Annotated in this window: 15 protein-coding genes; 6 read left to right on the top strand and 9 right to left on the bottom strand. The window is 45.2% G+C overall.

Annotated elements, in window-relative coordinates; translation table 11 throughout:
- Positions 1-152: 152 nt before the first annotated feature.
- From Pmgp_RS02815 to Pmgp_RS02795, 5 genes are all read left to right on the top strand, one after another.
- Positions 153-2681: a RyR domain-containing protein gene (locus Pmgp_RS02815; protein WP_134212458.1), complete on the top strand. Its 2529-nt coding sequence runs from the start codon at positions 153-155 to the stop codon at positions 2679-2681.
- Positions 2682-2876: 195 nt separating this feature from the next.
- A complete protein-coding gene (locus Pmgp_RS02810) occupies positions 2877-3209 on the top strand; it encodes a metal-sensitive transcriptional regulator (protein WP_134212457.1) in 333 nt (110 codons plus the stop codon).
- A 58-nt stretch (positions 3210-3267) separates the two neighbouring features.
- On the top strand, positions 3268-5799 hold the full coding sequence (locus Pmgp_RS02805) for a heavy metal translocating P-type ATPase (protein WP_192902749.1): 2532 nt from the start codon (positions 3268-3270) through the stop codon (positions 5797-5799).
- Between the two features lie 74 nt (positions 5800-5873).
- Positions 5874-6080: a CopZ family metallochaperone gene (locus tag Pmgp_RS02800; protein ID WP_134212455.1), complete on the top strand. Its 207-nt coding sequence runs from the start codon at positions 5874-5876 to the stop codon at positions 6078-6080.
- 17 nt (positions 6081-6097) lie between these two features.
- Complete coding sequence (locus Pmgp_RS02795) at positions 6098-7036, top strand: cation diffusion facilitator family transporter (RefSeq protein ID WP_134212454.1); 939 nt, start codon at positions 6098-6100, stop codon at positions 7034-7036.
- A 76-nt stretch (positions 7037-7112) separates the two neighbouring features.
- Here Pmgp_RS02795 and Pmgp_RS02790 read toward each other — a convergent pair whose 3' ends face one another.
- The 3 genes from Pmgp_RS02790 to Pmgp_RS02780 are packed head-to-tail and all read right to left on the bottom strand — an operon-like array spanning position 7113 to position 12732.
- Entirely contained in the window at positions 7113-8036 is a 924-nt protein-coding gene (locus Pmgp_RS02790) for a GGDEF domain-containing response regulator (RefSeq protein ID WP_134212453.1), read from the bottom strand.
- Between the two features lie 35 nt (positions 8037-8071).
- A complete protein-coding gene (locus tag Pmgp_RS02785) occupies positions 8072-11695 on the bottom strand; it encodes a hybrid sensor histidine kinase/response regulator (RefSeq protein WP_134212452.1) in 3624 nt (1207 codons plus the stop codon).
- Positions 11695-12732, bottom strand: a complete 1038-nt coding sequence (locus Pmgp_RS02780; protein ID WP_243119705.1) for an ABC transporter substrate-binding protein — start codon at positions 12730-12732, stop codon at positions 11695-11697. The genes Pmgp_RS02785 and Pmgp_RS02780 overlap by 1 nt, the downstream gene beginning before the upstream one ends.
- On the opposite strand from Pmgp_RS02780, the gene Pmgp_RS02775 reads away from it, so the two are divergent.
- Positions 12668-13966 (top strand): IS256 family transposase, encoded by a 1299-nt coding sequence (locus tag Pmgp_RS02775; protein WP_134212450.1) that lies wholly within the window; start codon positions 12668-12670, stop codon positions 13964-13966. The two genes, Pmgp_RS02780 and Pmgp_RS02775, sit on opposite strands and share 65 nt — an antisense overlap.
- Positions 13967-13980: 14 nt before the next feature.
- On the opposite strand, the gene Pmgp_RS02770 is transcribed toward Pmgp_RS02775, so the two are convergent.
- From Pmgp_RS02770 to Pmgp_RS02745, 6 genes are all read right to left on the bottom strand, one after another.
- Positions 13981-14346 carry an ABC transporter substrate-binding protein gene (locus Pmgp_RS02770; protein WP_134212449.1) on the bottom strand — a complete coding sequence of 122 codons (366 nt, stop codon included), beginning with the start codon at positions 14344-14346 and terminating at the stop codon, positions 13981-13983.
- Positions 14347-14607: 261 nt separating this feature from the next.
- Entirely contained in the window at positions 14608-15795 is a 1188-nt protein-coding gene (locus Pmgp_RS02765; RefSeq protein WP_243119704.1) for an ATP-binding protein, read from the bottom strand.
- Between the two features lie 514 nt (positions 15796-16309).
- A complete protein-coding gene (locus Pmgp_RS02760) occupies positions 16310-16441 on the bottom strand; it encodes a cyclic lactone autoinducer peptide (protein ID WP_243119703.1) in 132 nt (43 codons plus the stop codon).
- A gap of 63 nt (positions 16442-16504) precedes the next feature.
- Positions 16505-16975 (bottom strand): hypothetical protein, encoded by a 471-nt coding sequence (locus Pmgp_RS02755; RefSeq protein ID WP_134212446.1) that lies wholly within the window; start codon positions 16973-16975, stop codon positions 16505-16507.
- Positions 16976-17385: 410 nt separating this feature from the next.
- A complete protein-coding gene (locus Pmgp_RS02750; RefSeq protein ID WP_134212445.1) occupies positions 17386-17790 on the bottom strand; it encodes a type II toxin-antitoxin system VapC family toxin in 405 nt (134 codons plus the stop codon).
- Positions 17787-18044, bottom strand: a complete 258-nt coding sequence (locus Pmgp_RS02745) for an AbrB/MazE/SpoVT family DNA-binding domain-containing protein (protein WP_134212444.1) — start codon at positions 18042-18044, stop codon at positions 17787-17789. The genes Pmgp_RS02750 and Pmgp_RS02745 overlap by 4 nt, the downstream gene beginning before the upstream one ends.
- Positions 18045-18056 lie beyond the last annotated feature (12 nt).

Here is an 18056-nt window from a genome sequence, read left to right as displayed (position 1 = left end):
AAACCTGCTCATGAAAACAATATATCTGATTAAAACACTTTCTGCTAGTCAATTTCATTTTATAAAATCTTAACAGAAGCTTAATAGTAAATTCATTTTAAGCTGATATAATCTATATACCCTGTAAAACAACAAACAAAAGAGGTTATAAAATGGAGAACCGGAACAACACAATCGTAGTAAGCGGCGATATCTGCATCAATAAACTTCTTTGGACTACCCTGCCGCAGAAACAGAACGGCTGGAACTGGCAAACGCATGAAAACATGCACAAAATATCATTGCCGGGTGAATCCGTGCTATTGGCCAGGCTCATCTCTCTGGCAATCGGTCAGCCTGTCCTTGCGCCGGATATGGGGGATATGGAAACCATAAACGCAAACGAATTCCTTCATTCCACAGCTGAGATAGCGCCATTCCCCAGAATCCCAGGCGGAAAGGACACGAGTAAAGTATACCGGATCAGCCGCTTTTTTGGTTTTACAGGAACGTCGTCCGGATTACCCAAACTGCTTCCTGTTGTTGATGATGACGCGGACGCGGCCATGGTCGTCATCGATGACGAGAACAATGGATTCAATGAGCACGTGGAATTTTGGCCGCTGGCCCTGAAAACAGAAGGGAAAAACCCGCTTGTCCTGTACAAATTGAACAATCCCAACATGTCCAGCACATTATGGAAGCACCTGGTGGCAACCCATATTGAAAAAACGATTATCATCATCAACAGCGAAGACCTTCGCGCCAAAGGCGTGAACATCAGCAAAAGCATCTCCTGGGAAAGGACGGCGCAGGACTTTGTGTGGCAGTTGAACAATAACCCGAATCTTTCTTTTCTAGCGGGCTGCAGGCACCTGATCTTCACTTTCGGACTGGAGGGCGCAATCTATTATAAATACAACGGGATTTCCGAGTCCCGCCTTTATTTTATGCCTTATGAATTCGAGGGAGATTTCCTGAAGCAGATCCAGGGGGGGATGTATGGATACACCTCCTGTTTTGTGGCCGGGTTGGTAAAGAGTATTGTTACGCATGGAATGAAGGAGGAAGAACTTTTTTTCTCAATCAATGACGGCATTCGCGCAGGCATTGTAGCCGCGCAAAAATATTATGTCGAAGGTTTCGGCGGGAAAGCGTCTGCAATTACCTTCCCGAACCCGAAAGTCTTTTTGGAAGATGACAGTTTAGCAATTTCCAAAGAAAATGTACAGGATGTGAAAATCCACATCCCCATTAATAACGACAGTCAGGACACCTGGTATATTTTAAATGACAAAAGCCCGTCCAACCTGGTGGAAATCGCCGCGGAAATCGTAAAAAGCGGTTATGAGAAGGTCCTGAAGTTTATCCCGGTGGCCCGGTTTGGGCAGTTGAAAACTGTTGACCGCACAGAGATTGAAAGTTACCGGAGCATCAGCAACCTGATGGGCGAGTATATTGCAACGAAAAACGCAGTCAGGCCTCTTTCCATTGCTGTATTCGGGACCCCGGGCTCCGGAAAATCATATGGTGTGACTGAAGTAGCCGCAAATATCGCACCTGACCTGATCAAGAAATTGAATTTTAATTTGTCACAGTTCCGGTCGCCTGACGATCTTGCAAAAGTCTTTCACAAAGCAAGGGACTTTTCGTTAGAAGGGAAAATACCACTGATTGTTTTTGATGAATTTGACACTTCTTATGAAGGAAAGCTGGGCTGGCTGAAGTACTTTTTAGCTCCCATGCAGGACGGACTGTTCAGAGAAGAGGATACGGTACATCCCATCGGGAAGGCGATTTTCGTATTCGCAGGCGGGACCAGCAGCACATTTGAAGAATTCTGCGGCGAGACAATCACGGATGACGAGGAAAAGAAAAGGTTTTTAACGGGGTTTAAAAGCGCCAAGGGTCCGGACTTCATCAGCCGTTTGAGGGGCAACGTCAACATACTTGGGCCAAACCCGTCTAATCATCAGGTGGACCAGTTGTTTGTAATCCGCAGGGCCATGCTGCTCCGTTCCTTATTTGAGAGAAAACTCCCCCACCTGGTTAACGACAGAGGCGAGGCCCAGATCGATAATGGTGTATTGCGGGCGCTGCTGAAGATTCCCAGATACAAGCATGAATCAAGGTCTATGGAAGCAATCATGGACATGAGCATACTGACCAACGCAAAAAAATGGGAGCAGTCCTACCTTCCTTCCAAAGCTCAGTTGAAGCTGCACGTTGATGAAGAACAGTTTACCCGCTACTTGATGCATGATGTTTTTTACAGTGAAAAAGTTGAAAGCCTGGCAATTGCCATTTATGAAATGATCCAAAACAAAAGTCATTGGGAAACTCTGTCCGAGGAAGAAAGAAATTTCTACCGGGAGCATATAAGGCAAATCCCGGACGCCCTGGTACTGCTTCAATATGATATCGTTTCAGTCCTTGAAAAAATTGCAGCGATCAAATTTAGTGAAAAAGAAGTCCAAAGCCTTGCCGAATATACACATGAAAACTGGTTTGCCCAGAGAAAAGAGGCGGGCTGGAAATTCGGTGAAGTTTATGATCAACAGCTTAAAACCGACCCGCGCCTGGTTTCCTGGGACACTTTAAATGATGAGTGGAAAAAGCGCGTCAGCAGCATGGTGGAAAACTGGCCCGCCATCCTGGCCAACGCGCACTTTAAAATGGAGCATCTGAAACCATTTAGTTAACTGGAAACAACAGACGGATAACCGCCAAACCACCACAACAACCACCCTCCTGGGTGGTTGTTCATCTTTATTCAAAACACAAGTCTTGACATTTGATTAGCAAAATTATATAAGTAAGTAGTTGACATAATAGCATAGGGGGGTATACTATATTGGCAAGGGGACTTAATATTAAATCTAAAAGATGGTGACTATATGGATGAGATAAAGGACTCCTGCCCTAGTTGTCATGAGGGTCCTGACAATGGTAAACGGCTTAGCCATCATAGTGAAAAAACAATCCGCGAACTTGTCAGCAGAATGAACCGAATTGAGGGGCAAGTTCGCGGCATTAAGGGTATGATTGAGCGACATGTGTATTGTGATGATATTTTGAACCAGATTTCTTCCGCCCAGGCGGCTTTACATGGAGTAGCCAAACTTTTATTAGAAAAGCATATGAAATCCTGCGTTACAGAGCAGCTGCTGGCCGGTGATGAACAAGTGATAGATGAAGTCCTAAAAACCATCTTCAAACTACTTAAATAAGTAAAGCGATATGGGTAAAGGTAGTTTTTTCTTTAATCGTACTTATGCAGGTGATACTATGGTTGATACTGTAGAATGTAAGAGTCAGGCTCAGATAGAGATTCCCGTTTATGGCATGACTTGTGAGCATTGTGTCCGGCGGGTGGCTAAAGCTTTGGAGAAACTTCCGGGTGTGGCAGACGTCCAGGTGTCTTTGTCAGACTCTAAGGCGAGTCTTCACTTTGATCCGGAGCAGCTTGACATTTCCGCAGTACAGGAAGTGATTGAAGAAGCGGGATATTCGACCGTTCCTGCTCCATATGCAGGAGCAGAGGAGTCCCAAGAAAAAAGCGGTGTGTGCAAAGAGGCGGAACAAGCTCACTTAGAAGCAGATGGAGTGCCTGATAACTTAGTTGGCGAGGATCTTAAGAAGCAGTTTAAGGTAAGCGGCATGACCTGCGCCAACTGTGCTTTGACCATTGAGAGGAAGCTCAAAAAGACCTCCGGTGTACACACAGCCTCAGTGAACTTTGCCAATGAGACGGTGACTGTCGAATTCGATCCCCGGACGGTAAGCTTAAGCGACATCTTTGAGCAAGTAAAGGATGCCGGCTATATTCCCCTGGAGAGAGAGGACGAAAAACAAGACGACCGTAGTTTGATAAAACAGCGCAATTGGCTCATTTTTAGTGCGATTCTTTCTTTGCCTATTATGCCGCTCATGTATCTCCCCATGACGAGACCATTGATGTATACAATTCTTGTTTTGGCTACCATCGTGCAGTTTACGGCGGGTTGGACATTTTATCGCGGCGCTTACCACGCCTTGAAAAACCGCTCGACCAATATGGATGTCCTGGTTGCAATGGGAATCACTGCTTCTTATGGGTATAGTGTGATGACGACAATCAATATGTTCTTCCCGACTCTTTTCTTCGAAGGTCCAACTTTCTTTGATACGTCAGCCTTGTTGATTACCTTTGTGCTTTTCGGGAAATATCTGGAGGCCAAAGCGAAAGGGCGGGCCGGGCAGGCGTTAAAACGGCTGTTAGAGTTACAGGCCGATAAAGCGCGCTTGCTTGTCAATGGCGAAGAAAAGGAAGTGGCAGCGGCTGATCTAAAAATCGGCGACGTTGTCATTGTTAAACCCGGAGAAAAAATACCGGTAGACGGTGAGATTTTGGAAGGACAAACCAGCATCGACGAGGCCATGCTGACCGGGGAGTCGATACCTGTTGAAAAGGGAGTCGGCGCCCCTGTGATCGGGGCTACCATAAATCGTTCCGGAAGTATTAAAGTAAAAACGACTAAAACAGGTAAAGATACGGTGCTTTCCGGGATTATCAAAATGGTGGAAGACGCCCAGGGGGTTAAACCGCCGATCCAGCGCTTAGCCGACACGATCTCGAATTATTTTGTTCCTGCGGTTGTAACCCTGGCCTTAATCACATTCTTAATTTGGTATTTCGTTCTTCATAGTACCTTTGTTTTTGCCTTTACAGCAGCAATTGCCGTCTTGGTCATCGCCTGTCCCTGCGCATTAGGCTTGGCGACCCCGACGGCTATCATGGTCGGCAGCGGCGTCGGCCTTAACCGTGGCCTGCTCTTTAAGTCCGCAGCGGTGCTGGAAGCTATCTCAAGTATAAAGGCTATCGGTTTTGACAAGACCGGCACACTAACAAAAGGCGCTCCGGAGGTTACGGATATAATAGCGGCCCATCCGTTTAAAGAAAAGGACCTGTTAAAAATAGCGGCAGCCGGGGAAAACCCCTCCATCCACCCCCTGGCTCAAGCAGTCGTGGCCCGTGCCGGGAAGGAAGCGGTAGAAATCGCTGAAGTCAAGGATTACCAAGAGGAGAGCGGCTTTGGCATAGCTTGCTCTTACCGGGGGCAGCCCTTGCTTATTGGTAATTTGAAGCACATGCGAAAACATGGGATTGATGTCAGCAATATCGAACAGAGTTACCAGCGCCTGGCGGCAGAGGGAAAGACGACGATGTTCGTCTCTCTTGATGGCCGCGGTATTGGCTTAATTGCCCTGGCTGACGTTATCAAAGAAAGCACTAAGGAAGCAATCAAACGCTTGCACAGACTGGGTCTGAAAACTTTCATGATCACCGGGGATAACAAGAAGGTTGCCCATGTTGTCGGTCAGGAAATTGGCATTGATGAGATAGCAGCCGAGGTACTGCCCCAGGATAAGATCCATATCGTCAAGAAGTATCAGGAACAAGGTCTAAAGGTCGCCATGGTCGGCGATGGAATTAACGACGCCCCCGCCCTGGCTCAAGCGGATATCGGGATTGCTATCGGGTCTGGAACCGATGTGGCAAAAGAAACAGGCGATGTCATATTAGTGCGTAATGACCTGCTTGATGTGGAAAGGGCTATCCGGTTAGGCAGGAAAACATTAAATAAAATTAAGCAAAACCTCTTCTGGGCTTTGATTTATAACGTGGTCGGAATTCCCATGGCAGCCGGTGTCCTTTATCCTTTAACCGGAAAACTCTTGCCGCCGGAATGGGCCGGCCTGGCAATGGCCTTTTCCTCTGTATCCGTGGTGACAAATTCCCTGCTCCTTATTGGATACGGCAAGAAATTAATCGATTAAATCCGTTTTTCACTGGTTGCTGCATTGGCAGTTTTAGAAGTGTATTTGAAATTTGAGGGATGGAGGTGAAAATGATGAGTGAAACTGTTCTAAAGATAGAAGGGATGACATGTATGCATTGTAAAATGGCTGTAGAAAGGGCACTTAAAAATGTACCAGGTGTAATAAGCGCTCAAGTGGACCTGGCTAAAAAAGAAGCGGTAGTTGCCGGTTCGGCTGAACGGGCCGCTATGGTTAAAGCCGTCGATGAGGCCGGTATAAAGTGGTGGGTTGAATTTTAAAAAGGAGAATTCAGTTAATGAATAACCACAGTTGTGAACACGATAATGAACATGAGCATAGTGGCGCAATCCACTCCCACGCACCCAAAGGAAAAATGAAATTGGCATTTTTTTTGACACTTGGCATTTTGATTGTTGAAGTTGCCGGCGGTCTGATTTCACATAGCTTAGCATTATTGTCCGACGCGGGACATGTGTTTACCGACATTGCTGCAATTGGGCTATCCTGGTATGCTTTGAGGCAATCGGAGAAACCCGCGAACGAAGTTATGACATTCGGTTACTTTCGTTCAGGCATTTTGGCTGCTTTTATAAATGGCATTACGCTAATACTGATCACCCTTTGGATTTTATGGGAAGCGTACAACCGTTTACAGCACCCTGAACATGTTACAACGACCTGGATGTTTATTAGTGCCGGTGTCGGGTTCGCGTTGAATCTGTATCTTGGTTTAGGTATGCGGGATGAAGAGAACATCAATGTTAGAAGTGCGGTTCTCCACATGCTCGGGGACGCTGCCGCATCCGCCGGAGTCATTGTTGGTGGTATCATCATTGCTTATACACAGTGGTATGTCATTGATCCTATATTAAGTGTACTCATTGCTTTACTAATTGCTTTTGGCGCATGGCGTATTGTGAAGCAGACTGTCACCATCTTAATGGAAGGCACACCTGCTGGAGTAGAGATTCCCAAAGTCGTCGATGCCATCCTTTCAGTAAACGGCGTCCTAAATGTTCATGACTTGCATGTGTGGACCATAACAACCGGACGAAATGCGTTGTCCTGCCACGTTGTCGTAGACAGCTGTATTACGGTCAAAGAAACGCAAAATATTTTGCGGGATCTTGAGCACAAACTTTTCCACTTAGACATTGATCATGTAACCATCCAACCCGAAGCTACATGTCACCCGCATGACAATTCGCTACTATGCAGAATAATGACATCATGAGATGACTGTCACCGGAGCCGGCAACAGGGCGCAGGACAGCGCTATTGTTAAACACATCACCGGCGAAGCTGTTTGGTCAAGAAACCAATACCTGATCCAGCCACACGACACAGTTGCCTCCCTGACTTTTGGCTTTGTATAAATTCTGATCAGCCGCTTCAATGAATTCCGCCGACCCGCCTTCTTGTTCGGGTATACAGGTGACCCCTCCAATACTAACCGTCAGTAGTTCAGACACTTTGGAATATTTGTGGGGTATGCCGTGGGATTCAACAGAAGAGCGAATAAACTCCGCCCTGTCCCTGGCGCCATCCGCAGTGGTATTAGGCAACAGTACCGCAAATTCCTCTCCACCGATACGGGCGACGAAATCCGTAGCCCGTTTCAGGCTGTTGGCAAATATCGCCGCAACTTCTTTGAGAGCCTCATCACCTTTGGAATGGCCATAATTGTCGTTAAATTGTTTAAAATAATCAATGTCCAGCATCATCAGAGAAATTGGTGTCTTTTCACGCAGCGCGTGGGACCATTCAATGGACAGCCGGTAGTTGTAATTGCGTCTATTGGGTATTTCCGTCAAAGCATCCAATAGTGCGATACTCTCAATTAATTTTCTTTGCCTGACAATTTTGATGTGATTATTTACCCTGGCCAGAACTATTGCCGGATTGAATGGCTTGCTAATGTAATCAACGGCCCCCAGGGTCAGTCCTTTTTCTTCGTCCGCGTCATTGTTCAAGGCTGAAATAAAGATGACCGGAATGTCTTTCAGGGTATCATTGTTTTTCAACTCATAGAGCACCTTATACCCGTCCATATCAGGCATGATTATATCCAGAAGAATTAAATCAGGCGCGTGTTTGTCGGCCCGCTCCAGTGCCTGGATACCGTTTTTAGCCAGAACAACAGTATATTTTGTTTTCAGAATATCCGCCAGAATTTTCAGGTTGCTGTGTTCATCATCAACAATAAGGATCCTTTCTTTGTCCTGTTCTATCATAATCATCATTCCTTTTTAAACTGTATGACCCGATCTTATTCAGATGACCCGTTAATTACAGCGCTTATTTCATTAAGTGTTGCCATTGCTTCATCAAAATCCAGACTGTTAATCTGTTCCATCATTCTATCCGCCAGGGCGGCTGTTTGTCCCGACGATAGCGTCTCAGCAATTTCATTTAGTAAATCCGTTGTCTCCGCATTGCCTTCTTCCAGCAGAGGACGTAATTTTTCAATAAGCTGCCCGGCCTTAATTAGATCTATGGAACCTGTCCTAACCGGGGAAAGATCCGGTTTAAGCACCGCAGATGCTTGTATTTCCTCCAGCACCGCCTTCAGCGCTTCCGCAAAGGGTAAAAACAGTAGTTCCAGCCGGTCATGCCGCTCTTTTATTAAAGCCTCTTCCAGCCCGGCGGCTGTCTCAAAAAGTCTGCCGGCAGCCAGAGTACCCGCTAATCCCTTAATCGTATGAACTGTAAGAAGGGCTTTTTGATAATCTCCCGACTCAATATACTCATAGATCTCCCCGGCGGAACACCGGTTATCATTGGCAAAATCCCTGAGCAGATTTCTGTAGAGTTTGGTATTGCCGGCAGTATTCCTTATGCCTTTTTCCGTGCTTATTGTTTTAAATTGCGGCAGCGCTTCTTCATTAGCAGAAAGAGCATTGCTGTCAGACTCCCGCACGGACACTATATTTCCGGGCTTAATCCATTTAATCAACACACTCTTTAGTTCCTCCGGGTCAATCGGTTTGGTAATATGCTCGTTCATTCCCGCTTCCAGACTTTTTTCCCGGTCGCCAACCATTGCATTGGCCGTCATGGCAACAATAGGCAGGTCCTGATATTGGCCCGTGCTTCTGATTTTTCTGGTTGCTTCCAGCCCATCCATGCCCGGCATATGAATATCCATTAAAACCAGGTCAAAGGGCCTTTGGGCCAACGCGTCAATTGCTTCGAAACCGTTGCCGGCAACAGTCACCTCAAGTCCGAGCTGTTTTAACAACTCGGTTGCTACCTGCTGGTTGATTTCATTGTCCTCTACCAGCAGTACCGCCGCACCTGCAACGGCATGAATTGATTCTAAAAACCGGCCGCTGTTTTCACTTGCCTTCCCGGAGTCGTTTGCCTTCTTGTCCAATCTCAAAACATTTACAATGGTATTAAAAAGTTCGGACTGTTTTACGGGTTTGGTCAAAAAGCCATCAATATTGTATATTCTTTTATCTTTCCTGGCATCTTCAATATCATAGGCGGTAACCATAAGTATAGCTGGTATCTTTGACATGTTTTGTATGCCTTTTATAGCAAGGGATGCTTCAATTCCATCGATTCCCGGCATTTTCCAGTCCATCAGCACCAAGTCATAAGGATTGTTTTCCAGGTCGGTAGCCTCAACACTGCGCAGAGCCTCTTCACCTGATGAGGCGGTAGACACATCAAAATGAAATGAACTTAGCATGCTTTTGAGGACTTCTCTGGAAGAAGCATTATCATCAACAACCAGGGCTCTCATACCGCGTAAATCTTTCCAGTGAGCCTCCGCTTCACTTTGTTTGGCCTCCCCGGTTTCAAGCCTGACTGTAAATGAAAAGCAACTGCCTTTGCCCGGCTCGCTATCCGCCCATATTTTCCCGCCCATCAGCTCAACCAGATGTTTGCATATGGCCAGTCCGAGCCCGGTGCCGCCAAACCTGCGGGTTGTACTCTCATCCGCCTGGGTGAAGGACATAAACAGTTTATCAATCTGATTGGGAGACAAACCTATTCCAGTATCCTTGACTGTAAAGCCTAGGGTAACCTGAATGCCTGTTTGGTCCACCAGATAGACCCGGATAAGGATCTCACCTTTTTCGGTAAATTTCACCGCATTGCCGGCCAGATTGATAAGTATCTGGCCAAGTCTGAACGGATCTCCCACCAGGTTAAAGGGGACATCCTTTTCAATGGAAATAATTAATTCCAGACCTTTTTCCTGAGCTTTAAGCACGATCAAATCGGACAATCTGTCAAAAACTTCTTCCAGGTTAAAATACCGTTTTTCCAGTGAAATTTTTTTCGCCTCAATTTTAGAGAAATCGAGGATATCGTTGATTATTACCAGTAGATTATCAGACGCGTCTTTTATTTTTTGCAGGTACGCGGCAATCCGTACAGGTGGATTAATGCTCAACGCCAGATAGGTTAAACCAATGATAGCGTTCATAGGGGTTCGAATTTCATGGCTCATACGGGCCAGAAACATGCTCTTGGTCTGTGTTGCCTCTTCCGCCTGTTTTTGGGCAGCTTGAAGTTCTTCCATGGATTTTTTTAGTGATTTCGTATACTCTTGAATCTCTTCCTGATGCGCCTGCAGTTGATCGGTCATGCTATTAAAATTCTCTACCAGTTGTCCGATTTCATCCGCCTGCTTAACCATTATGCGGGATGTCAAATCCCCCTTGCTGATTTTTTTCATCAGTGATGATATCTTTGAAAGGCCCTTTACCATCTGACGGCTTAAATAGTAAACCAGTCCAAAGAACAGCAATATGCTTAACAATTCAAAGCCTAGAGCCCGGTAGAGCAGAGGTTGCAATGATTCCGACACATCCTTTTCCGGAACATATGAGAGCATAAAAAAGCTGGACCCACCTTTGCCGCCCGGTATGCCCGGGTAATCTTCCAATACGCTCCTGCTCAACTGACTGGCGTCAATAACCGACATATAAGAAATAAAAGCCTTGTTTTGATCTGAGAACACCCTGCCTTTGTTGTTGCCGTTTTGCTTGATCAGGCCAGCCAGATCTTCCGGCTGGAGTTGACTGGAATCAGTCAAGAATTTGCTTTCACCTTCATCAAATAGTAGAACATCAACCCCGGATAACCCTCGTTCTCTTAAATCGCTCTTAATCCTGTAGGTAATGTCTTGTACAACAGTCCAATCCAGAATTCCCATGAGATAGCCCTGCAGTTCGTGATCTTGCTTTATTACCGGCACTACAAATATATACGAATCCGAGCGGAACGGCAGGCCGGCCTGTTCTGAAAGCCTTTTCCCTCCCATAAATACAGTATGGGGGGGATTATCAATATAGTAATTTAATTTAATAGATTTGAATTGAGCCTGTCTATATTCAAGCGAGTTGGTCTGTCCAATATCGTTCATATTCTGTAAATATTGATCGGTCTTATGGAGTTCATACTGATATTGGGGAATACTTTGCCGCCAATTTTGATAGTAATTGAGGAGAAAATCCTGTTGTTTTTTCTCAAATGCATATTGCCCAACGATATATCTTGGATGAATATATTGATCCATGTTACTAGACCCTATTTTGCTGTAAAGAATTTGCCCGTTTGTATCAGTTAAAGCCAGTAAGGAAAATCCGGGATACATATTCATTAACTGACTGATTCTTTTGTCAGCTTCCGGTGTCACCCGCGGGTAAGGTGATGTTTCCTTGATAATAGAGCCAGCCAATAATTCAAAGGTTGAACTTCTCAATTCGAAATAACGGCTTAATTCACCGGCGCCGTTTTCTATCGCCAGTGAGCTCAAATTCAAAATAGTGTCTTTAGCCGACTGGCGCTGGGACGAATAGTTCAAATAAATGACCAGCAATAATGGTATCAGCGCGGGTAACAGCGTTACCAGTATCTTGGTTCTTAATTTCATTAATACTCAGCCCTTTTTCTCTGGTCTTCCGGTACAATATTGCCTATATCCTCCGCCATCACCAGTTGTCCATTATGAAACCCGGCAATAAGCATATTCAGGTTCATATGATGATCGTCCCGCATTTGAACTTTGCCATTGCCTATGGTAAGTTCCAGTCCCTCCAGCGATGAAATTATTTTCTCTTTATCCAGGCTGCCGGTCTTTTTAATGGCCTCCGCCAGCATCATCATCAGACCGTAATGAGATTCCGTGGAATAGGTAATAATACTGTCCTCTCCGTACATTTGCTGATGTTTTTTTACAAATGCCAGGGTTTCCGGTTTGTCCACGCTGCTGATGAAATGAACCGGTGTTATAATCCCCTCCAGTTCCTGAGGAGGCAACGCCTCCAAATATGCCTCATCCGCAGCGATAGCCGCAATTTGAACCTTATTTTTCAAACCTTCCCGGTTAAATTGTTTAATAAAGTTGTATCCGTCCGGCCCGGGCATAATCAGCATCAGATTCTTTGCTCCCGACTGTTCGATTCTTTTTATTATTTCAGAATAATCCTTTACTCCAAACGGCGTAAACTCTGTTCCAACAACTGTCCCCCCGGTATTGCCAACTGTTTGTTTAATCGCTTCCGACATTTTATGAGGCCACAGGTAGTCGTATCCCAGAATATAGAATGAATTTCCAAAGTTTTGGTTCATATAGGGCACCAGCGGTTTAATCATATGGTCCGGAACCGGACTGTAGCAGAACAGATAGTGATTATAGGAACCACCTTCATAGCTGATTCCATACAACAGAGGAGTTTTAAATGCCGTACAGACCTTAAGCACCGCTTCCCTTTCATCACTTGAAACAGGCCCCAGGAGCGCAACCGGCCATGTGCTATACTTCCTGTAAAAAGGGATACAGCCCACTTTGGAGAATGGTAAGGGTGTGAATAAAACCAAACCAATCCAAAGGAGGACTGTATCTATGGCAAGGATACCACGGAGCGAGCAGTTCAGGCAAGAGTGGCAGGAGATTTTGACCTGCGGCATCAAGGGTGAAGGAGAAGGGCTCCTTGATGCCCTGGTTCGGACTGGGGCCAGGTATATGCTCCAGGTCGCCATCGAAGAAGAGGTAACAGAGTTTCTTGGCCGGGAGCATTACCAGCGTGGCGAGCGCATCCGGCAGGGCTACCGGAACGGCTATGAACCCAAACGCCTCGTGACTGGCCAGGGGGTAATCGAGGTGGGGATTCCACAGGTCCGCAATACCAATGAGCCCTTTCATTCTGAACTTCTTGCCGCCATCACCAACCGTTCCGAAACCCTGGAGGGTCTGATCCGGCGCATGTACATACGGGGATTGAGCCAGCAAGACGTGGCCGACGCCTTTGCGGAGGCCTTTGACGAACGGGTGATGTCCAAGAGCACCGTGAGCCGGGTGGTCAGGGCCATCCAGGAAGAGTTTGACGCCTGGCGCAAAAGGGATCTGTCCAAGGACCCTGTACTCTACCTCTTCCTGGATGCTATCTACTTGCCCGCGCGCCAGGGGGAAAGCTGCAAAGACGCCGTACTCTGCGCCTATGGGATCACCGAATCAGGGAGCAAAGTGCTCCTGCACCTGGATATGGGCGAGAAAGAATCTTACGCGGCGTGGCAGGGTTTTCTCTACAACCTGGTGGATAGGGGAGTTACCAGCCCCGTACTGGTAGCCTCGGATGGATCACCGGGTCTAAGGAAAGCTATCCGGGAGGTCTACCCGCGGGCCTTTCGCCAGCGGTGCAAGGTGCATAAAATACGCAACGTGCTGGCTAAGGCGCCCAAGTCAGCTCAGAAGATCCTCAAGGGCGAGATCAGCAAAATATTCGCTGCCCAGGACAAGAAGGAAGCCTTGCGCCTGGTCCAAACCTTGGTTGATCGCTACCAGGACCAGTATCCGAGCGCCATCGCCTGCCTAAAAGAGGACCTGGAAGAGTGTCTGGCACACCTTGCCCTTCCCCCGGCCCACCACAAGGCTACGGGAACCACCAACTTGATTGAACGACTCTTTGAAGAGGGGAGGCGGCGCACCAAGGTGGTGGGGCGGTTCCCTAACGAGGGATCCTGCTTGCGCCTGTTGTTCGCCACGCTCTTGGCGGCCAGCAAGTCCTGGCGGGGTGTACGGATGACACCGGCTATGCTGAAGGAACTCCGGGAACTTCGGATTGTGCTCTACGGCCGGGAGGCCGAGAAGCTGGTTCCGGCACCTGTGGGTTCACCTGCTGAAAGAATCAGCCGGGTCTCATGAACATCGACCACCCTCTATCTACAAAGTGGGATCGTTTTTACAGGAAAAATGGGACTTGACCGCGCAACCACATCATCTTCCTGAATCAGTTTTCTCGCTTTTGTGATTGATACTCCCGGATCTGTTTGGTTGTCCTCGATAAAGAGTTCTATTTTCCTGCCACCCAGTAAGCCCCCATTCTCATTGATTTCATTAACTGCCATACGCGCACCGTTTAGTCCCATTTTCCCGTAGGCTGCAAAATCACCAGTCAATGGAAGCACGACGCCAACCTTGACCGGGGGCCGGGGCGTTAAGAAATATTTGATCGAGCCAGCCAGGACGAGAACTATTACAAATGCAACGCTCCCGGTAATAACTATCATTTTCCGGTTATTCATAACTTGCCTCCCATTTATGCCCTTTAAAAAGTTATAGTTCTACCACTGCTCATTATCTGAAAACTGTTCAGCACTACTTATTTCGACAAATTACGATTATTATTTATGCTAAAAATGGATAAAAAAAAACTTAATTTTAATTCGGTAATTCCTTCATTGTTGCTGCCAGTCCTAATTACAAGTCTAAAGAGGAAATCTTTGTTGAGCTTCTTAAATACGCATACGATAAGATGATCGCAGCAGCATCCTGTGAAAGTTAGGTTAGTTACTAACAGTTCTATTAAAACGAATAAAAAATGTAGTGCCTTGGGGGCCGGTCTCAATTTCAATTCTCGCTTTATGCCTGGCCGCGATGCTGTAGCATACCGCCAAACCTAAACCCGTTCCATCATCTTTGGTAGTGAAGAAAGGAGTGCCGATTTTTTCAAGCACCTCGGGATTTATTCCTTTACCCTGATCCTGCACGGCCATGATCACCTCGTCTCCATCTGTAAAGGTTTTGACTACCAGATTCCCTCCGGGGGGCATAGCTTCCAACCCGTTGCGAACAAGGTTTAAGATCATTTGACGCATCTCTTTTTCATCAAGGAATAAATCAGGGATCTCTCCAAGCTCCTTCCCGGCATTTTTATCAGTAATTAACGCGTCTGCGGTAATCAAGGGGAAAAGGTTATTAATGATCGCGTTTAAATTCTGCTCTTTTAATTCTACCGCCTTGTTTTTTGCTAATGATAAATATTCGGTTATGATTGAATTGGCCCGGTTTAATTCAGATATCATTAGGTCAAAGTATTCCCTCTCCTGAACATATTTGTCTCTTTCCCTGAGAAGTTGCAGAAAACCCTTTATGGTAGTCATGGGGTTTCTGATTTCATGGCCGATTCCCGCGGCCATTTCACCCACCAGATTCAGCTGGTCAAGCCGGGCCATTTCCATATCTGTACTTTTACGCTGGGTTATATCTTCCGCCATTTTAATAAAATTGGTAATCTCCCCGTCCATATTCCTGAAAGGCGATATTGAGACTTGTTCCCAGTAATATTCGCCATTTTTTTTCTTGTTGAGAAGCTCCTCCCTCCATTCTTTGCCTGAATTGACGGTGTCCACTATTTCCTTGTATTTTTCAGGGAATTGGCCATATTGCTCTTCAAACATGTTCTTACCAATCACTTCTCCGGGAAGGTAGCCTGTTACCACGGTAAACTTCCGGTTGACATACTCGATATTCCCCCCGGTATCTGTAATAACGGCGATGCTGGGACTTTGTTCCAGCGCGCTGGATAATTTGCGAAGCTGTTCTTCAGCCTGCTCCCGCCTTCTAATTTCCTCTTTAAGCTTTTTAAAGTTCGTTTCCAGCTGTTTCCGGTGCTGGGCTTCAATATCCCTCAACCCGCCGATGAACCAACCAACCACATACATAATCATGATCAGAATGAGATTGGACTCCAACGCACCCGCTATTGAAAAACTCCTTCCTGATATTATATTGTAAACAACCAGGAATACAGTGCTAACTGTGGCAGCGAGCAGACTTGCCGTTTTACCGATGCTTGAGGCGGTAATTATAATAGGTAGTATTAGAACCGCGTAGATATAAGGGACCTTATCTCCAATTATATATACAGTAGCTATTACCATCAGGAATGAAATCATTATGTAAACCAAATCTAACAAGGTAAAAGATGCGGGGTTCTTAGACAACAGGATTTTTTTTGAGTTATACAACAAAACAGCCACAAACCCCAATAAACAAACTAAAGCGAAAAACCTAAAATTTATTAAAGGATAGTAGTTTCTATAAGGAATAACTTTATTGCTAAGAATCAAAGCGCATACGGCAACGATAATACATAGTATATGGGTAGTGGTAACATATTCGTACAATTCCGTCTTTCTGCTTATGTTATAGTTCAAACTATCACCTCACATGGCAAGGGGTGGTTTATCCACCCCTAAAAGCCAACTATTTCCTCAGTGACACCGGTACTTCCGGCTGGTAATGGGACCACACGCATGCTGAAGCCGATGCGACGTTTGCCAGGAGCAGCAATAACGCGGTTGTAAAAACAAACAACCTGGCATATATTTTTTTCACCTCAATCACCCCCCTTTTTTGGATTTTTATCTTATCCACAAATGACATAGATATTGAGGCAACTCATATTTTCCACATATCCTCTCTGGGTGTCATTAACCGTGCAGTTAGTAAGGCGATAAAAATTATCATTACAGCCTGGGGCAGTCCTAATAAAGTCCACAGCATATCATTTTCAATTACTTGTTGCAGTTCGAATTTCAACAGAGATAAGAGAATCTCATTAATAATCAATTCCAGGAATGCAAGAATAATAGAACTTATCAAGGCAACAACAAAAGCTTTCGTAGGTGGAATGCGAGTGGCGATCGTCATTATAATAACATTAAGCAACAGGATGGCTACAGTATGCAGGCCTGCGGCAAAAGACGATGTCCTTATGCAGAAAGCAATCACCGCTATTACCGTTCCCGCAGCTATAATCCGCCCCCAGCGCAGCGGCACTTTAGCCAGGGCAAGACTTAAAGCAATAACCCCGGACGACTCAGGAATACCTTGTAAAAGAAATAATAGAAACTTTTCTACTTTTACCACTCCCAATTACACTTTAAATCTTAATATTATACATAAATATAGATTTTCCTGCTATATTTCTCAAAATATTCCAACATTATTTGACATATAATGATTTGAAGCGACAAACTAAAAACAGGCTTTCTGTTCTCGGTTTTAAGTTTCAGGTGGATTAATTGTTTATGCGTCCCGTTCAGAACTGCTTGTTATGATAAAATTTATCGTTTTTATCTTGCTAACCTAACTTTTACAAATCTAACCAATAATATATTGTCATTAAACTTTATAATTGTCTTTAAATAAGAGCTTACTATACAATATTACCATTTACTTCATGTAGAGTTATGCAAGAAAAACCACCCGTATCCTTTGACGAGTGGTTTTTGTGTTCATCAGTAGGTTAGCAGAACAAAATCTATGTTCAGGAACTGTTAACCCTCCTCAGTTAAATACGGATTCATACTAACTAAACCCTCAATAAACCTGAAATGTTTTTTGTTTACCGTAAACAAGACTGCCTCGTTAACCAAAGCCGTTGCAGCGATAAGGGCATCCAAAGGGTCCATACCGTGTGAAGCACGGTATGTTGATAATAGCTTACCCGCAATAATTGCAACTTTCTTATCTACAGGTACATGCTCAAAGACTTCAAGTAAATTTCTAATCGCTTCATAACGCTGTTCAGATATTTTGGGAGCAGAGAGCAGCTCCATTACCGTAATTGTAGAAACAAAGCCCTCAAAAACACCGTTTTCGATATTCCGTAATTGCTCCCGTGCCTCAGGCAATCCTTTTAAATGATCAATGATAATACTAGTGTCGAAAACTACTTTCATTGAACATCCAACCTTCTTCCGGAATCTTTGTGGAGCTGTTTAACATAATCTTTTATATCGTAATCCAAATCTGATAATAGGCCGAATGTCTCGTCAACAATCCCTTTTTTGATTTTAGCCGATTTGGTTTTTATAATGATTTTTCCTTCTTCTACATAACAGGAGAGAATATCACCTTCTTTAATATTAAGGTTATTTCTTGCTTCTGCCGGTATTACTACTTGCCCCCTGGAAGACATTTTGACAGTATACACGACTTACACCTT

Source organism: Pelotomaculum propionicicum, assembly GCF_004369225.1.
In the GTDB taxonomy this organism is placed as follows: Bacteria; Bacillota; Desulfotomaculia; order Desulfotomaculales; family Pelotomaculaceae; genus Pelotomaculum_B; species Pelotomaculum_B propionicicum.
This window is presented reverse-complemented; position numbering and strand designations above follow the sequence as displayed.

What these genes read in the sequence shown, in the direction of transcription:
- Pmgp_RS02805 (WP_192902749.1), top strand. Translation starts at nt 3,268, where the DNA reads ATGGTTGATACTGTAGAATGTAAGAGTCAGGCTCAGATAGAGATTCCC.
- Pmgp_RS02810 (WP_134212457.1), top strand. Translation starts at nt 2,877, where the DNA reads ATGGATGAGATAAAGGACTCCTGCCCTAGTTGTCATGAGGGTCCTGAC.
- Pmgp_RS02800 (WP_134212455.1), top strand. Translation starts at nt 5,874, where the DNA reads ATGAGTGAAACTGTTCTAAAGATAGAAGGGATGACATGTATGCATTGT.
- Pmgp_RS02790 (WP_134212453.1), bottom strand. Translation starts at nt 8,036, where the DNA reads ATGATAGAACAGGACAAAGAAAGGATCCTTATTGTTGATGATGAACAC.
- Pmgp_RS02770 (WP_134212449.1), bottom strand. Translation starts at nt 14,346, where the DNA reads ATGAATAACCGGAAAATGATAGTTATTACCGGGAGCGTTGCATTTGTA.
- Pmgp_RS02750 (WP_134212445.1), bottom strand. Translation starts at nt 17,790, where the DNA reads ATGAAAGTAGTTTTCGACACTAGTATTATCATTGATCATTTAAAAGGA.
- Pmgp_RS02795 (WP_134212454.1), top strand. Translation starts at nt 6,098, where the DNA reads ATGAATAACCACAGTTGTGAACACGATAATGAACATGAGCATAGTGGC.
- Pmgp_RS02785 (WP_134212452.1), bottom strand. Translation starts at nt 11,695, where the DNA reads ATGAAATTAAGAACCAAGATACTGGTAACGCTGTTACCCGCGCTGATA.
- Pmgp_RS02780 (WP_243119705.1), bottom strand. Translation starts at nt 12,732, where the DNA reads ATGCCGCAGGTCAAAATCTCCTGCCACTCTTGCCTGAACTGCTCGCTC.
- Pmgp_RS02815 (WP_134212458.1), top strand. Translation starts at nt 153, where the DNA reads ATGGAGAACCGGAACAACACAATCGTAGTAAGCGGCGATATCTGCATC.
- Pmgp_RS02775 (WP_134212450.1), top strand. Translation starts at nt 12,668, where the DNA reads ATGGCAAGGATACCACGGAGCGAGCAGTTCAGGCAAGAGTGGCAGGAG.